Source organism: Acidovorax sp. LjRoot74 (genome assembly GCF_964254355.1).
GTDB lineage: Bacteria > Pseudomonadota > Gammaproteobacteria > Burkholderiales > Burkholderiaceae_C > Acidovorax.
In genome coordinates, this window is the sequence record NZ_CAXUTI020000001.1 from 337,401 (window position 1) to 353,296 (window position 15,896).

Annotated in this window: 15 protein-coding genes; 7 read left to right on the plus strand and 8 right to left on the minus strand. The window is 65.5% G+C overall.

What is annotated here, in order from left to right; genetic code table 11:
- Window positions 1-9: 9 nt before the first annotated feature.
- Window positions 10-708 (plus strand): orotate phosphoribosyltransferase, encoded by a 699-nt coding sequence (gene pyrE, locus ACSQ3O_RS01575; protein ID WP_436137635.1) that lies wholly within the window; start codon window positions 10-12, stop codon window positions 706-708.
- 33 nt (window positions 709-741) lie between these two features.
- On the plus strand, window positions 742-1,401 hold the full coding sequence (locus ACSQ3O_RS01580; protein ID WP_436141056.1) for a DUF4124 domain-containing protein: 660 nt from the start codon (window positions 742-744) through the stop codon (window positions 1,399-1,401).
- A gap of 87 nt (window positions 1,402-1,488) precedes the next feature.
- Here the strand turns inward: ACSQ3O_RS01580 and gatB are convergent, their stop codons facing one another.
- Genes gatB through gatC form a run of 3 tightly spaced genes read right to left on the minus strand, consistent with a single transcriptional unit; the run spans window position 1,489 to window position 4,789 of the window.
- Complete coding sequence (gene gatB, locus ACSQ3O_RS01585) at window positions 1,489-2,973, minus strand: Asp-tRNA(Asn)/Glu-tRNA(Gln) amidotransferase subunit GatB (protein WP_436137636.1); 1,485 nt, start codon at window positions 2,971-2,973, stop codon at window positions 1,489-1,491.
- Window position 2,974: 1 nt separating this feature from the next.
- Window positions 2,975-4,468 carry an Asp-tRNA(Asn)/Glu-tRNA(Gln) amidotransferase subunit GatA gene (gatA, locus tag ACSQ3O_RS01590; protein WP_436137637.1) on the minus strand — a complete coding sequence of 498 codons (1,494 nt, stop codon included), beginning with the start codon at window positions 4,466-4,468 and terminating at the stop codon, window positions 2,975-2,977.
- Window positions 4,469-4,489: 21 nt separating this feature from the next.
- Window positions 4,490-4,789, minus strand: a complete 300-nt coding sequence (gatC, locus tag ACSQ3O_RS01595) for an Asp-tRNA(Asn)/Glu-tRNA(Gln) amidotransferase subunit GatC (RefSeq protein WP_436137638.1) — start codon at window positions 4,787-4,789, stop codon at window positions 4,490-4,492.
- A gap of 207 nt (window positions 4,790-4,996) precedes the next feature.
- Here gatC and ACSQ3O_RS01600 point away from each other — a divergent pair, with 207 nt between their 5' ends.
- The 5 genes from ACSQ3O_RS01600 to ACSQ3O_RS01620 all read left to right on the plus strand — a co-directional run bounded on the left by ACSQ3O_RS01600 (window position 4,997) and on the right by ACSQ3O_RS01620 (window position 11,002).
- Window positions 4,997-6,040, plus strand: coding sequence for a rod shape-determining protein (locus ACSQ3O_RS01600; protein WP_063460976.1), 1,044 nt, complete (start codon window positions 4,997-4,999; stop codon window positions 6,038-6,040).
- 60 nt (window positions 6,041-6,100) lie between these two features.
- Window positions 6,101-7,024, plus strand: coding sequence for a rod shape-determining protein MreC (gene mreC / locus ACSQ3O_RS01605; RefSeq protein ID WP_436137639.1), 924 nt, complete (start codon window positions 6,101-6,103; stop codon window positions 7,022-7,024).
- 40 nt (window positions 7,025-7,064) lie between these two features.
- Window positions 7,065-7,583 carry a rod shape-determining protein MreD gene (mreD, locus tag ACSQ3O_RS01610; protein WP_063460974.1) on the plus strand — a complete coding sequence of 173 codons (519 nt, stop codon included), beginning with the start codon at window positions 7,065-7,067 and terminating at the stop codon, window positions 7,581-7,583.
- Window positions 7,584-7,880: 297 nt separating this feature from the next.
- Window positions 7,881-9,725, plus strand: coding sequence for a penicillin-binding protein 2 (gene mrdA, locus ACSQ3O_RS01615; protein ID WP_436141057.1), 1,845 nt, complete (start codon window positions 7,881-7,883; stop codon window positions 9,723-9,725).
- Between the two features lie 179 nt (window positions 9,726-9,904).
- Window positions 9,905-11,002 (plus strand): hypothetical protein, encoded by a 1,098-nt coding sequence (locus ACSQ3O_RS01620; protein ID WP_436137640.1) that lies wholly within the window; start codon window positions 9,905-9,907, stop codon window positions 11,000-11,002.
- Between the two features lie 107 nt (window positions 11,003-11,109).
- On the opposite strand, the gene ACSQ3O_RS01625 is transcribed toward ACSQ3O_RS01620, so the two are convergent.
- From ACSQ3O_RS01625 to ACSQ3O_RS01645, 5 genes are all read right to left on the minus strand, one after another.
- Window positions 11,110-11,997, minus strand: a complete 888-nt coding sequence (locus ACSQ3O_RS01625) for a DMT family transporter (protein ID WP_436137641.1) — start codon at window positions 11,995-11,997, stop codon at window positions 11,110-11,112.
- 79 nt (window positions 11,998-12,076) lie between these two features.
- Window positions 12,077-13,366 carry a DcaP family trimeric outer membrane transporter gene (locus ACSQ3O_RS01630; protein WP_436137642.1) on the minus strand — a complete coding sequence of 430 codons (1,290 nt, stop codon included), beginning with the start codon at window positions 13,364-13,366 and terminating at the stop codon, window positions 12,077-12,079.
- Between the two features lie 55 nt (window positions 13,367-13,421).
- Window positions 13,422-14,171, minus strand: coding sequence for an amino acid ABC transporter ATP-binding protein (locus ACSQ3O_RS01635; protein WP_436137643.1), 750 nt, complete (start codon window positions 14,169-14,171; stop codon window positions 13,422-13,424).
- Window positions 14,168-14,950, minus strand: a complete 783-nt coding sequence (locus ACSQ3O_RS01640) for an amino acid ABC transporter permease (protein ID WP_298451950.1) — start codon at window positions 14,948-14,950, stop codon at window positions 14,168-14,170. Before ACSQ3O_RS01640 ends, ACSQ3O_RS01635 begins: the two co-directional genes overlap by 4 nt.
- A 21-nt stretch (window positions 14,951-14,971) precedes the next feature.
- Window positions 14,972-15,733 (minus strand): ABC transporter substrate-binding protein, encoded by a 762-nt coding sequence (locus ACSQ3O_RS01645; protein ID WP_063460967.1) that lies wholly within the window; start codon window positions 15,731-15,733, stop codon window positions 14,972-14,974.
- Window positions 15,734-15,896: the final 163 nt, after the last annotated feature.

Genomic DNA, 15,896 nt, shown 5'->3' on the forward strand with positions numbered 1-15,896 from the left:
GATTTCCCCATGGTGGATGTTGGCGCGCAAACCTCAGAGCAGGGCCAGCTGGCGCAGGATTTTGTCCGTTTTGCCGTTGAATCGGGCGTGCTGCGGTTTGGTGAATTCAAGACCAAGGCCGGGCGCCTGAGCCCCTATTTCTTCAATGCCGGTCTGTTTGACGACGGCCGCAAGATCGGCCGTCTCGCAGAATTCTATGCAAAAGCCCTGCTGGCCAGCGGCATCGAATTCGACATGGTGTTTGGCCCTGCGTACAAGGGCATTCCTCTGGCCGCCACCGTGGCCGTGGAGCTGGCGCGCCTGGGCCGCAACGTGCCCTTTGCCTACAACCGCAAGGAGGCCAAGGACCACGGCGAAGGCGGTACCCTTGTGGGCGCGCCCCTCAAAGGTCGGGTGCTCATCGTGGACGATGTGATGTCCGCCGGCACCGCCGCCCGGGAGTCCATTGCCATCATCAAGGCGGCAGGCGCCACGCCCCATGCCGTTGCCATTGCGCTGGACCGCCAGGAAAAAGCCACCGAGAATGGCCAGGACGTAGACCACAGCGCCGTGCAGTACGTGCGCAACCAGCTGGGCATGCAGGTGTGCGCCATCGCGCGTCTGGCAGACTTATTGCTCTATCTGGAGCAAAACGGGGAAGACGCAATGCGCTCCCACCATGAAAAGGTGCTGGCCTACCGCCAGCGGTATGGTGTCAACGAGGGGTAGACAACTTTGAGCGGCAGCAAATCGGCGTGGATCATGGGCGGGGTTCTGCTGGCCACTCTGGCCGCCGATTTGGTGTGGGCGCAGACAGGAGGCATCTACACCTGTGTAGACCGCAATGGCAGACGCCTGACTGCCGACCGCCCCATCCCCGAATGCCTGGACCGTGAGCAGCGCGAACTGAGCCCCTCCGGCACTGTGCGCCGGCAGATCGGCCCCTCCCTCACCGAACAGGAGCGCAGTGCCCAGGAGGCCCAGCAGCGCAAAGAGGCCGAGGCCCGCGCCCGCGAAGTGGAGGAGCGCCGCCGCGAGCGCGTGCTCACCACACGCTACCCCGACAAGGCGGCCCACGATGTGGAGCGCGCGGCGGCCATCCAGATGGTTGATGACGTCACTGCCATCGCAGAAAAACGCATTGCCGAACTCAAGCACCAGCACAAGGCGTTTGAGGCGGAGATGGAGTTCTACAAACGCGACCCGAACAAGGCCCCCATGGCGCTGCGCCGCAAGATCGCAGAGAACGAAGACAGCATGGCCGAGCAGCAGCGCTTCATCGCCGGGCAGGACCAGGAGAAGCGGCGCGTGCACCAGCGCTTTGACACCGAACTGGCCCAGCTTCGCAAGCTGTGGGAATCCCAACGCCTGCCGGCTACGGCCTCTGGCGCTGCGGCAGACACGCCCGCTGCCACCCGATAGACACGGGCCATTGTCAGGCTTGAAAAGAACAAAGGGGCCGCGAGGCCCCTTTGTTTTGGTCGTTGCTATTTTCAGGCCATCAAGCCATCAGCCTGCGAGCTTGGCGCGCAGCAGCTCGTTCACCTGCGTGGGGTTTGCCTTGCCCTTGCTGGCCTTCATGATCTGGCCGACCAGCGCATTGAAGGCCTTGTCCTTGCCCGCACGGAACTGGGCCACGTTGTCGGCGTTGGCGGCAATCACTTCATCGATGATTTTTTCGAGCGCGCCGGAGTCGTTCATAGGCGTCAGATCTTTTGCTTTCACCAATGCGTCGATTTGTTCGACCAAGTTGTCGAAAGATTGGAACTCTGCTTCCAAAAGCGCTTTGAACAATGCTTTGGGATTGGAAACCTTTTGATTGAATACATAGTGCACGTGCATGCCCAAAAGCCCTGGGCCAATCGGCGACTGTGTGATGTCCAAACCTCGTGAGTTCAGTGTGGCGCTCAGCTCACCCATCATCCAGTTTGCGACCATTTTGGCGAGCGGTTTTTCTTGCTCCTTGGGGCCAGCCAGTTTCACCGCATCTTCAAAGTAAGACGCCATAGACTGACTCTGCGTGAGCGTGTTGGCGTCGTACTCGGGCAAGCCATAGTCCGCAACAAAACGTGCGGCCATGGCGCGAGGCAATTCGGCCATCTGCGCGCGCTGCTCCTCGATCCATCGCTCCGAAATGTGTAGCGGAGGCAGGTCCGGATCAGGGAAGTAGCGGTAGTCCGCTGCATCTTCCTTGGTGCGCATCGCACGCGTTTCGCCCGTGTCGGGGTCGAACAGCACCGTGGCCTGCTGGATCGCATGACCGTCTTCGATCTGCTCGATCTGCCAGCGGATCTCGTAGTCGATGGCCTGCTGCATGAACTTGAAGCTGTTCAGGTTCTTGATCTCGCGGCGCGTGCCCAGCGGCTGGCCAGGCTTGCGCACCGACACGTTGGCGTCGCAGCGGAAGCTGCCTTCCTGCATGTTGCCGTCGCAGATGCCGATCCAGGTGACGATCTTGTGCAGCTCCTTGGCGTAGGCCACGGCTTCTTCGGACGAGCTCATGTCGGGCTCGGTCACGATCTCCAGCAGGGGCGTGCCGGCGCGGTTCAGGTCGATGCCCGACTGGCCGATGAAGTCCTCATGCAGCGATTTGCCTGCGTCTTCTTCGAGGTGGGCGCGCACCAGGCGCACGGTCTTCTTTTCATCGCCCAGAAAGAACGACACCTCGCCGCCCTGCACCACCGGGATCTCGAACTGGCTGATCTGGTAGCCCTTGGGCAGGTCGGGGTAGAAGTAGTTCTTGCGCGCAAAAATGCTCTTCTCGGCAATGTGGGAGCCGAGGGCCAGTCCTAATTTGATAGCGCAGGCCACGGCCTCGCGGTTCATCACGGGCAGGGTGCCGGGCAAGGCCAGGTCCACGGCGCAGGCCTGGGTGTTGGGCTCGGCGCCAAACGCGGTGGCGGCGCGGCTGAAGATCTTGCTCTGGGTGGCGAGCTGGGTGTGGGTTTCGAAGCCGATGACGACTTCGTAGCCATGGATCAATTTGGCGGTCATGTCAGAAGCCCTCCGGACGGCGGAGGTGGAAGTCGGTGGCTTGCTGCAGGCGGTGCGCAGCGTTCAGAAGGCGGGCCTCCTGGAAGTAGTTGCCCAGCAGCTGCAAGCCCACGGGCATGCCGCCTTCGCCAAAACCGGCGGGCACGCTCATGCCGGGCAGGCCAGCCAGCGAGCCGGGCAGCGTGAAGATGTCGGCCAAGTAGTCGGCCAGCGGGTCGCTGCCGTGCTCGCCCAGCTTCCAGGCCACGGTGGGGGCCACGGGGCCGGCGATGACGTCGCATTCCTTGAACGCGTTCTGAAAATCGTCGGCGATCATGCGGCGGATCTTTTGCGCCTGCAGGTAATACGCATCGTAGTAGCCGTGGCTCAGCACATAGGCGCCGATCATGATGCGGCGCTTGACCTCGTCGCCAAAACCTTCGGCACGGGTCTTCTTGTACATGTCCACCAGATCGGTGTAGTCCTTGGCGCGGTGGCCGAACTTCACGCCGTCAAAGCGGGAAAGGTTGGACGACGCCTCGGCCGGAGCAATGATGTAGTAGACCGGGATGGACAGCTGCGTGCGCGGCAGGCTGATGGGCACGAGCTTGGCGCCAAGTTTTTCGTATTCTTTGAGGGCACCATTCACGGCAGCGCGCACATCGGGCGCCAGGCCTTCGCCAAAGAACTCGGCGGGGATGCCGATGCGCAGGCCGTCGATGCTGTCGTTCAGCTTGGCGCTGAAGTTCTCGGCGGGCACATCCAGGCTGGTGGAGTCGCGGTCCGGGTCCGGGCCGCACATGGCGGACAGCAGCAGTGCGCAGTCTTCGGCCGAGCGGGCCATGGGGCCGGCCTGGTCGAGGCTGGAGGCGAAAGCGATCATCCCGTAACGGCTGGCGCGGCCATAGGTCGGCTTGATGCCGGTGATGCCGCAGAACGAGGCGGGCTGGCGGATGGAGCCGCCCGTGTCGGTGCCAGTGACGGCCGGGGCCAGGCGCGCGGCCACAGCCACGGCGCTGCCGCCGGACGAGCCGCCCGGGATGCGGTCGGTGGCCCAGGGGTTGCGCACCGGGGCCGGGGCGTCAAAGCCCACGGGGGTCACGGCCGAATTCTCGTTGGCCGAGCCCATGGCGAACTCGTCGCAATTCAGCTTGCCCAGGGTCACGGCGCCCGCGTCGGCCAGCTTGGTGACCACTGTGGCGTCAAAGGGCGACTGGTAGCCCGCGAGCATCTTGGAGCCCGCAGTGCTGGGGAAGCCCTTGGTGACAAAGATGTCCTTGTGCGCAATTGGCACGCCCGCCAGGGGGCCTGCGGTGCCTGCGGCAATCGCGGCGTCCTGGGCGCGGGCCTGGGCCAGGGTGATGTCGGGGTTCACGGCCACGTAGGCGCCCAGGTTCTGGTGGGCCTGCGCGCGGGCGAGGAAATGCTGGGCGGCCTCGACGGCCGAGACGCGGCGCTCGCGCAGCTCGGTGGCCAGTTGGGCCACGCCCAGGTCATGCAATGCGGTGGAAGTCATGCGGCGAAAGTCAGTTCTTACTTACTCGATCACTTTGGGCACGAGGAACAGGCCTCGCTCGACGGCGGGAGCGCTTTGCTGGTTGGCTTCGCGCTGGTTGGGCTCGCTGGCCACGTCCTCGCGCAGGCGCAGCTGCACGTCCTGGATGGCGGCCACGGGGTGGGCCAGGGGCGTGACGCCCGAGGTATCCACAGCCCGCATCTGTTCCACGATGTCAAAGAAGCCGTTGAGCTGAGTGAGCATGCGCTCACTTTCGGAAGTTGTCAGCTCAAGCCGCGCCAAGTTGGCAATGCGGCCGATGTCCTGGGGGGTCAGTGCCATAGGGAGGAAAATCTAAAGAAACCAGACGTAAAGCTGTGATCCGGCCCGCGCCAGAGGGAGTTATTCACAGGGGATGGGGTATTATCCCGGCTTTGCCGCAAAGCTCCCGGAATGGGAGTCAATTGCGTGAAAAAAGCCAATAAACACCCCCTGAAATACCTGGCGATGGCAGGCCGACGCGCATGCCGTGCCCGAGAGGACTTTTGAATGTTCGGAGCTTTCCGTCGGTACTTCTCCACCGACCTTGCCATTGACCTTGGCACAGCCAACACCCTCATCTTCGCCCGCGACAAAGGCATCGTCCTCGACGAACCCTCTGTGGTCGCCATCCGCCACGAAGGCGGTCCCCACGGCAAGAAAGTCATCCAGGCCGTAGGCCACGAGGCCAAGGCCATGCTGGGCAAGGTGCCCGGCAATATCGAAGCCATCCGCCCGATGAAGGACGGCGTGATCGCTGACTTCGTGATCACCGAGCAGATGATCAAGCAGTTCATCAAGATGGTGCACCCGCGCACGCTGTTCACCCCCAGCCCGCGCATCATCATCTGCGTGCCCTGCGGCTCCACCCAGGTCGAGCGCCGTGCCATCAAGGACGCGGCCGAGGCTGCAGGCGCCACGGCGGTATACCTGATTGAAGAACCCATGGCGGCCGGTATCGGCGCCGGCCTGCCCGTCTCGGAAGCCAGCGGCTCCATGGTCGTGGACATCGGCGGCGGTACCACCGAAGTCGGCGTGATCTCGCTGGGCGGCATGGTCTACAAGGGCAGTGTGCGCGTGGGCGGCGACAAGTTCGACGAAGCCATCATCAGCTACATCCGCCGCAACTACGGCATGCTGATCGGTGAGCCCACCGCTGAATCCATCAAGAAGAACATCGGCTCGGCCTTCCCTGGCTCCGAAGTGCGCGAGATGGAAGTCAAGGGCCGCAACCTGTCCGAAGGCGTACCGCGCAGCTTCACCATCTCCAGCAATGAAGTGCTGGAAGCCCTGACCGACCCGCTGAACCAGATCGTCTCGGCCGTGAAGAACGCGCTGGAACAAACCCCTCCCGAGCTGGGCGCCGACATTGCCGACCGCGGCATGATGCTCACCGGTGGCGGCGCGCTGCTGCGCGACCTGGACCGCCTGCTGGCCGAAGAAACCGGCCTGCCCGTGCTGGTGGCCGAAGACCCGCTGACCTGCGTGGTGCGCGGCTGCGGCATTGCCCTGGAGCGCATGGACCGCCTGGGCAGCATCTTTACCAGCGAGTAATTCGGGGATGCCTGTCATGCCACAGGCACGCAACCACTTCACTGATCGCATGCGCCGCACATGCCACTGGGTACTTTAGAGCGCAGCGCTCCCCCTTTCTTCAAACAGGGCCCTTCGGCCCTGTCGCGTTTGGCCGTGTTCAGCGCGCTGGCGCTGTTCCTCATGGTGGCAGACGCGCGCTTTCACCTTACCGATCCGCTGCGCAAGGTGGTGGCCACCGTGCTCTACCCGGTGCAGTGGCTCATGCTCAAGCCGGTCGAGTTTGCGAGCCAGGGGGCTGGCTACTTCCAGTCGCTGCAGACCGCGCAGCAGGACCTGGACACCGCGCGCAAGAAGATGACCGAGATGGGCCAGCGTGCCAACCAGGCCGATCAGCTGGCGCTGGAAAACGGCCGCCTGCGCAAGCTGATGGAGCTGCGCGACCGGCTGCAGACCCCGGCCCAGGCGGCCGAGGTGATCTATGACACCGCCGACCCCTACACGCGCCGTGTGGTGCTGGACCGGGGGCAGGTGGGCGGCGTGGAGCTGGGCGCCCCGGTGATGGACGAGGCCGGGGTGCTGGGCCAGGTCACTCGCGTGTTCCCCCTGGTGAGCGAGGTCACCCTGCTGGTGGACCGCGACCAGGCGATCCCTGTTTTGAACATCCGCACCGGCGTGCGTGGCGTGGCCTATGGCGACCCTGTGGCAGGGCACGGCGGTGGCATGGAGCTGCGTTTCATGCCCGCCAATGCCGACATCCGCGAAGACGACCTGCTGACCACCAGCGGCGTGGACGGCCTCTACCCCCCGGGCCTGCCTGTGGCGCGGGTGGTGCGGGTGGAGCGCCGGGCTGATTCCGCGTTTGCCCGCATCTACTGCGCGCCCCTGGCCCAGGTGCAGGGCGCACGCCACGTGGTGGTGCTCAAGCCGCTGGCCGAACACGAACTACCCCGCCCCGAACCCGCGCACCCGGCTCCGGCGAACAAACGCGGAGGCCGCAAGTGAACCACCGCACCCCCAGCCCCAAGACGAAAGGACACGCGCCATGATCATGCCGCGCGGTGAGCCCCTGCTGATGCCGGTGAACCCGGTGTTCATGTGGTTCAGCCTGGTCGCGGGCCTGGCCATCAACATGCTGCCCCTGGGCCGCATTGTCTGGACGCCCGACCTGCTCATGGTGCTGCTCGTCTTCTGGGGCGTGCACCAGCCGCTGCGCATTGGCATGGGGGCGGCCTTTGTGCTGGGCCTGTGCATGGACGTGAGCCAGTCGGCGCTGCTGGGCCAGCATGCGCTGTCGTACACCGTGCTGTCCTTTGGCGCCATTGCCATCCACCGCCGCCTGCTGTGGTTCAGCGTGCCCTCGCAGGCGCTGCAGGTGTTCCCGCTGTTTGCCCTGGCCCATGCGGTCGAGCTGTTGCTGCGCATGGCCGCCGGGGGTATCTTTCCGGGGTTGTGGAGCCTGCTGGCGCCGCTGATCGAGGCGCTGCTCTGGCCCCTGGCCAGCTGGGTGCTGCTGGCGCCCCAGCGCCGCCCGCCCGACAGCGATCAGAACCGGCCGTTGTGAGCATGAAGCAACACCACCCTGAGGCCCTGCGGGCCTTCCCCCCGCTCTCGCATTGCTGCGCAATGCGGGCAGGGGGACGCAGCCAGCGCACGCGAGCGAAGCGCCGCATATGCGGCTTGGCGGCCCTTGCGCGGCTGCCCTCGCCTGCGCTGCGCCAGTTGCATGGGCTGTGGGTGGCGCGTAGCAGCGTGGACAACTGACATGACCGAACTGCGCAGCAGCGAAGCCGACGCATCGCGTTTTCGCCTGCGGGCCGTGGTGGTGGGCCTGGTGGTGTTTGCCGCGTTCTGCCTGGTGGTGGCCCGGCTGATCTTTCTGCAGGTGATCCGCCACGACGACCTTGCGGCCCAGGCCGAGAGCAACCGCACGGCAGTCGCGCCCATCGTGCCCAACCGGGGGCTCATTCTGGACCGCAATGGGGTGGTGCTGGCCACCAACTACTCGGCCTACACGCTGGAGATCACGCCCTCGCGTGCGGGTGTGCTGGATGAAACCATCGACGCGCTGTCCAAGGTGGTGGACATCCAGGCCCGGGACCGCCGGCGCTTCAAGCGGCTCATGGACGAGTCGCGCAACTTTGAATCCCTGCCCATCCGCACCCGCCTGACCGACCAGGAGGTGGCGCGTTTCACCGCCCAGCGCTACCGTTTTCCGGGCGTGGACATCAAGGCGCGGCTGTTCCGCAACTACCCGCTGGGCGACGTGGCCAGCCATGCGATTGGCTACATCGGCCGCATCAACCAGACCGAGAAGGCGCGCATCCAGGACTCGGAGGACGAGGCCAACTACCGGGGCACGGAATACATCGGCAAGCTGGGCGTGGAGCAAAGCTTCGAGGCGGCGCTGCACGGCGTGACTGGCTTCGAGCAGATGGAAACCTCGGCGGGCGGGCGGGCCGTCCGCAAGCTGTCCAGCCACGCGGCCACGCCGGGCGACAGCGTGATGTTGTCCATCGACATCAAGCTGCAAAAACTCATCGAGGAGCTGTATGGCAGCCGCCGGGGCGCACTGGTGGCCATCGATCCGCGCAACGGCGAAATCCTGGCGCTGGTGAGCAAGCCCACCTTCGATCCCAACCTGTTTGTGGAAGGCATCGACGCCGAAAACTGGGCCGCGCTCAACGAGTCCATCGACAAGCCGCTTCTCAACCGCGCCCTGCGCGGCACCTACCCGCCGGGCTCCACCTACAAGCCCTTCATGGCGCTGGCAGCGCTGCAGCTGAACAAGCGCTCGCCCAGCCTGGTGGTCAACGATCCCGGGTTCTATACCTTTGGCGGCCACACCTTCCGCAGCCATGAAGGCGGGCTGGGCGGTGTGGACATGCACCGCGCGATCCAGCAGTCGAGCAACACCTACTTCTATTCGCTGGCCGTGGACATGGGCGTGGACGCCATCCACGACTTCATGAAGCCGCTGGGTTTTGGCCAGTCCACGGGCATCGACCTGAACGGCGAAGTGCGGGGCACCCTGCCCAGCACCGAGTGGAAGCGCAACGCCTACAAACGCCCCGAGATGAAGCGCTGGTTCCCGGGCGAAACCGTGTCGCTGGGCATCGGCCAGGGCTACAACAACTTCACCATGCTGCAGTTGGCGCTGGCCCAGGCCACGATGGCCAATGGGGGCACCCGCTACCGCCCGCACCTGGCCAAAGCGGTGAAGAACTCGGTCACGGGGGCTGTCACCGAAATCATTCAGCCGCCCGGCGAGAACCTGGGCTATGCCCCCAAGAACGTGGAGATCGTGCGCAATGCCATGGTGGCCGTGAACAAGGGCGGCACCGGCACCCGCGTGTTCGCCGGAGCCCTGTACACCGCAGGCGGCAAGACCGGCACGGCACAGGCGGTGAGCCTGGGCCAGAACGTGAAGTACAACGCCAAGGCGCTGGAAGAGCACCAGCGCGACCACTCGCTGTTTGCCGCCTTCGCCCCGGCCGAGAACCCGACCATTGCCGTGGCTGCGATTGTGGAGAACGCCGGTTTTGGCGCGGCCCATGCGGCGCCCATCGTGCGGCGCGTGTTTGACTACTGGCTGCAAGGCGAATACCCCAGCGAGGAAGACATCGCCGCCGTGCAAAAGGGCCTGGCCGCAGCCCCCATCGGCAAGCCGCGCAAGGCGGCCGAGGTGGCATTGCCCCTGCCCTGATGGCCGGGCAGCACCAAGGCCTGCCCCCGTCTGCCCCCGCAGCCGATCGCACACATCTTCTAACAGGCTGCGCGCCGCATCTGCGGCAGAATCCGCCCGCCCCCGCTGGATGACCGTGAACCTGATGCTGGTTCCGCCCCGGGGCTGCGCCTGATCGCCACGCACCGGAGACAACCACCATGCAACGCCAACGCCGCCGTGCCCTGGGGGCCCTTCCTGTTCTGCTGCTCACTGCGTGTGGAGGCGGCGGTGGTGGCGAGGATGCCCCGGCCAGCCCGTCCCCCGCCCCCTCTCCGGCGCCGTCCCCTTCGCCCTCTCCTTCACCATCCCCCCTGCCGCCACCGCCCACTGGCAGCGTGGCCTATGGCAACCTGTCGCGCGCAAGCCTGGGGGCTGGGGCGGCGCTCAACGGCGCCATTCCTTTCCCGGCCGACAACCCCTGGAACACCGACATCAGCGGTGCAGAGGTGGACCCAGCCTCCGAGCGTCTGATTGCCAGCATCGGTGCCGACAAGGGCCTGTACCGCGACTTCGGCTCCGGCCTGTGGGAGGGCGCGCCCATTGGTATCCCCTACCAGGTGGTCTCGGGCCAGCAGGCCCGGGTGGCCATCGAGTACCAGGCCTACGGGGACGAAAGCGACCCCGGCCCGTTCCCCGTCCCCCTGGACGCGCCCGTGGAAGGCGCGCCGGGGCAAAGCGGCGACCGCCATGTGCTGGTGATCGACCGCGACAACCAGCGGCTGTATGAGCTGGGGCGGGCCTTTGTGCGCAGCGACCGCTGGGTGGCCGATGTGGGTGCCGTGTTCCATCTCGACAACAACGCCGTGCGGCCCACCGCCAAACCTGGCTGGACCAGCGCCGACGCCGCCGGGCTGCCCATCTTCCCTGGGCTGGTGCGGTACGACGAGGCATCGTTGGGCGCGGGCGGCATCCGCCATGCGCTGCGCTTCACGGCGGCGCGCACACGCCGCGCATTTGTGCCGCCGGCCACGCACTACGCGTCGTCCAACACCGATCCCAACCTGCCGCCCATGGGCATGCGCGTGCGCCTGAAGGCGGGTTATGCCATCCCCGCCAGCTTCAGCCCCGAAGCGCAGGCCATCCTTGCGGCGCTCAAGACCTACGGCATGTTCCTGGCCGACAACGGCTCGGACTGGTACTTGAGCGGCGCCCCCGATGCGCGCTGGAACAACGACCGCCTGCGTGCCGAGCTGGCCTTGGTCAAGGGGCGCGACCTGGAGGTGGTGAAGATGAGCGGGCTGGTCACGCAGGTCTAGCGCGACCCGTGCGTGAACGATCCTTGTCTTATTGGTTGCTACTGTTTATATAGCTATAAAGGCAATAGGGTCGCGCGCAGAGGCTGATTTTTCTTTGAATGTGGGGCTCAGGCAGGCTGCGCCCGCGCTGGCGACGGGAGCTGGCTGAACACTAGCGCCGCCACGATGAGCGCCGCACCCGCCAGGCCCGCCCAGCCCAGTTGCTCGCCCAGCAGAAACCAGGCCGTGAGCGCGGCAAACACCGGCTCCAGCCCGAACACGATGGCGCTGCGCATGGCGTCCACCCGCTGCTGGCCCCAGGCCTGCAGCGTGACCACCACCACACTGGCCAGCAAGCCCAGGTAGAGCAGGGCGACCCAGGCATCGGTGGGCAGGTGGGCGGTGGACTGCAGCCAGCCCATGCCCCCGTCGCGGCCCAGCAGCAGCAGGGTGGAGGCCACGGCCATCACCGTGGCCTGCGCGGCCGCCATGCGCGTGGCACGCAGGGGCCGTGCGGCCGTGCGGCGCGCACATTCCTCCAGCGCCAGGATGTAGAGCGCGTAGAACACGGTGCTGGCCAGCGTGAGCGTATCGCCCAGGTTCCAGGGCTCGTTCTCGTGGAACATCAGGGTCATGCCCGCCAGGGCCATGCAGCAGGCCACCCACAGCTGCCAGCCATAGCGGCGGCCCAGCGCCGCCATCGCGATCAGCGGCACCACCAGCACATTCAGGCCGGTCACAAACGCATTGCGGTTGCTGCTGGTGCGTGCCAGTCCCTCGATCTGCAGCCAAAACGCCAAGAACAGCAGTGCGCCCAAGGCGCAGCCCCATAGGCGCTCGTGGCGCAGCATGCCCCACCACAGGGGCGCCAGCACCACCAGTGCGATCACAAAACGCAGCCAGATGATCTGCAGCGCATCGAGCTGGGTGGACAGCAGCTTCATGGCGGGGAAGGTGGTGCCCCACACCACGGTCACTGCCAGCAGGGCCAGCAGGCCAAGACGTTCGGATTTCATGGAGAGGAAAAGACGCAATGCGGCAAAGAAAAAAGGCTGGCCGGTTGCCCGGCCAGCCTGCTTCGGCAAAGACGAAGGCTTAGTTGAAGAGATAGCGTGCCTGCAGGTTCAGGCGCAGCATGTCACCCTGCTGGCCGTCAAACGTGGTGCGGCGGCCGCCAATCAGCTCGCCGCCCAGTTCCACGTTCTTGATCGGCAGGTAGTACATGCCGGCATGCCATTGGTACAGCTTGTGGTTGCCTTCGGCGCCGTAGGCGTTCACGTAGGCGTCGCCCAGGTGGTTGCGCGAGCGCACCATGCCCAGCGACACCGTGCCGCGCAGCTGTTCGCTGAACACGTTGGACAGGCCCAGCACCACGCCGTGCGACTTGTCGAGGCGCACCGTGCCGCCGTCCAGCACCGGGTAGTTGGTGCCCACCAGGTAGGCGCCGTCGCCGTCGCCGTCCAGGCGCGTGTACTGCGCCATCAGCGTGGTCGTGCCGGTGATCTTGTAGCCCGCGCCCAGGCCAAAGCCGGTGCCGCGCTTGGACACACCGGAGACGCGCTGTTCGTGCGACATCAGGCGGGCGTTCACGTTGCCCCAGTCGTAGGCCTTGTCTACGCGGGCCACGAGGTTGGGGCTGCGTGCGCCGTCGGTGGGCTCTTCCACTGCGAACTGGAACTTGGCGAGGCTGGGGTTGTTGTAGGTGTAGCGGATCTGCGTGGGGCGGCGGAAGGTGGCGCCGGGCGGGCCGTTGAAGTCCACCGTCTCGGGCAGGTTGTCCGTGTCCATGAAGGTGGACCAGGTCTGGCCGATCAGCCAGCCTGCGTATTCGCCGTAGGCGTGGCGCAGGCGCAGGCGGTTGCGGTTGCACTCGGCGCCGCAGTAGGCGTAGAAGTCGGCTTCGATCTTGGTGTTGAAGGTGCCCACTGCGGTGGGTGTGGAGGTCTCGAAACCAAAACGCGAGGTCTGTGCGGTCAGGCTGGTCTTGCCGTTGCGCGTGTCGCCCAGGGGCTGTTCCATCAGGTTGGTGAAGTGGTCGCCAGGGGCCGTGCCCTTGAAGTCCTTGACCATGTTGGCTTCGGCAAAGCCATAGATGCGGATCGAGGTCTCGCTGCCGGGCAGGCGGAAGCTGCCGGGGATGTCGCCCAGGACCACGGCGTCCTTCTGCTTGAGTTCGACGGCGTCGATGCGGTCGTTCCAGGCCGACGCGGAGGCGGCGGGCGCTGCTGCCGGTGCCTGGGCCTTGAGCGCGTTCAGCTCGGCGCGCAGGGCCTTCAGCTCATTGCGCATGTCTTCGAAATCCTTGGCGGTCTGCGCAAAGGCTGCGGGTGGCAGGCTGCACAGGCCGGCGGCCATCAGGGCGAGGAACGTGTGGTTCAGTTTCATGGTCACTCCGGTAGGGGTTGTTGGCTTTTTTGTGGATGTCGCAAGGACCTGGATCTCAGGTGCTCATGCGGCCAATGAAGGTGCGGATGCGGTCACTGCCGGGGTTGTTGAAGAACTCGGCGGGTGGGGCGTCATGGGCGATGCGGCCCTGGTCAAAGAACATCACGCGGTCGGACACCTCGCGCGCAAAGCCCATTTCGTGGGTCACCACGATCATGGTCATGCCGCCACGGGCCAGTTCGCGCATCACGTCCAGCACCTCCTGCACCATCTCGGGGTCGAGGGCCGAGGTGGGTTCGTCGAACAGCATCACCTTGGGCTGCATGGCCAGCGCGCGCGCAATGGCCACGCGCTGCTGCTGGCCACCCGACAGCTGCCAGGGGTACTTGTGCGCATGGTCCTGCATGCCCACGCGGCGCAGCAGGGCCAGGGCCTGCTCGTTGGCCTGCGCGCGTGGTGTGTGGCGAATGCGGCGCGGCGCCAGCGTCACGTTGTCCAGCACGCTCATGTGGCCGAACAGGTTGAACTGCTGGAACACCATGCCGACCTCGCTGCGCTGCTTTTGCAGCAGGTGCTGGTCGTCGCCCACGGGCTCGCCGCCGATGGTGATGGTGCCGCTGTCGTGGGGCTCCAGCCGGTTGATCGCGCGCAGCAAGGTGCTCTTGCCCGAGCCCGAGGCGCCGATGATCACGGTGACCTCGCCGGTGTTGAAGGTGGTCGATACGTCCTTTAGCACCTGGTGGGCGCCAAACGACTTGCACACCCGGTCCACGACGATGAAAGGAGTGGCTTGGCCCGTCGTCATTGATTGCGGCCTTCCACGTCGAAACGGTATTCCACCGCGTTCGAGATCTGCGTGACCAGCGTGGTCAGCAGCAGGTAGGTGATAGCCACGGTGGACAGTGTGGCGATGGGCTGGAAGGTGGCCGACTGGATGCGGTTGCCCACGTTGGTCAGCTCCACCACGCCAATCGCATAGGCCAGCGACGAGTCCTTGAGCAGCGCGACAAAGTTGCTCACCAGCGGTGGCAACGAAATCTTGAACGCCTGCGGAAACACCACGTCCAGAAAGACATGCATGCGGCCCAGGCCCAAGGCCTTGGCGGCTTCGGTCTGGCCACGGGGCACGGCCAGCAGGCCGGCGCGGATGGCCTCGGCGTTGTAGGCACCCACGTTCAGGCCCAGGGCCAGCACGGCGGCAGCAAAGTCCGGCAGGTTCAGGCCCGGCACCAGCACCGGCAGCGCGAAGTACACGAACAGGATCTGTACCAGCAGTGGCGTGCCGCGGATGACCCAGATGTAGAAGCTGGCTGCCCAGCGCACAGCGGCCCAGCGTGCGGTGCGGGCCAGGGCCGCACCGGTGCCCAGCACCAGGCCGACGCTTCCGCTGATCAGCGTGAGCCACAGCGTGGTGCGCGCGCCATCAGAAAAAGCCTGGGCGTTGGAGCCAATGGGCTCGGGCAGGAAGGAGAGCAACTGGCCCAGCAGCGCCAGCGCCAGCACCATCAGGACGACGGCGGAGACGAGCGTGGCGTTGCTGCGCTGCTGGCGAGACCAGCGCTGTGGCCAAAGGGCAGTGAGCATGAAGAAAAACCCTGGGTGTGCTTACTGGCAGCGCACGTCTTCGTTGAAATACTTCTTGGACAGCGCGGCGTAGCTGCCATCGGCCATGACTTCGGCCAGGGCCTTGTTCCAGCCACCGGCCAGCGAGCTGTTGCCCTTGGCCACGGCGGCGGCGATACGCTCGATGAACAGCATGTCGCCCAGCTTGAAGCCCGCGCCGGGGTTCTTCTCGGCCACGGCCTTGGCCACGAAGCGGTCGGTCACCCAGGCGTCCACGCGGCGCGAGTTCAGGGCGCTGCGCGCGTCCACGTCGGTGGGGAAGTTCTTCATTTCCTTGATGGACGAGACCTTCTGCACGTTTTCGAGGTAGCTGGTGCCGGTCTGCACGGCCACGATCTTGCCGGCCAGGTCCTTGGCGCTCTTGATGGCGGGGTCCATGGCGATGATCATGCCGCCCGAGCAGTAGTGGGGCTCGGTGAAGGTCACGGCCTTGGCGCGCTCTTCAGTGATGCCGTGCGAGGCAATCACCAGGTCCCAGCGGTCCTGGCGCAGGCCGGTGAGCAGAGCGTCGAAGCCCAGCGTCTTCCACTGGATGGTCAGGCCCATCTTCTTGGCTACGAGTTCGGCCACTTCCACTTCAAAGCCGGTCAGCGTGGTGCCGTTGAAGAAATTGAACGGGGCGAACTGGCCTTCGGTGGCGATGAGGATCTTGCCGTCCTTCTTCACCTCGTCCAGTGTCCGGGCCTGGGCGGCAAATGCGGCGCAGAGCGCGAGGGCGGTGGCGACAGCCTTGAACAATTTCATGGGATGGGTCCTGTACGGGGTATTTCAGGTACAAAAAATCCGGCATGCGGGTAAGCAGGCCGGAGGCTCGGGGATTGCGGACGGAGTCATCGCCAATGGCGAAGCCAGCCGTCATCAAATGGACACGATTATAAAGTTGTGAATTTTTTCCTTGACACTGCGG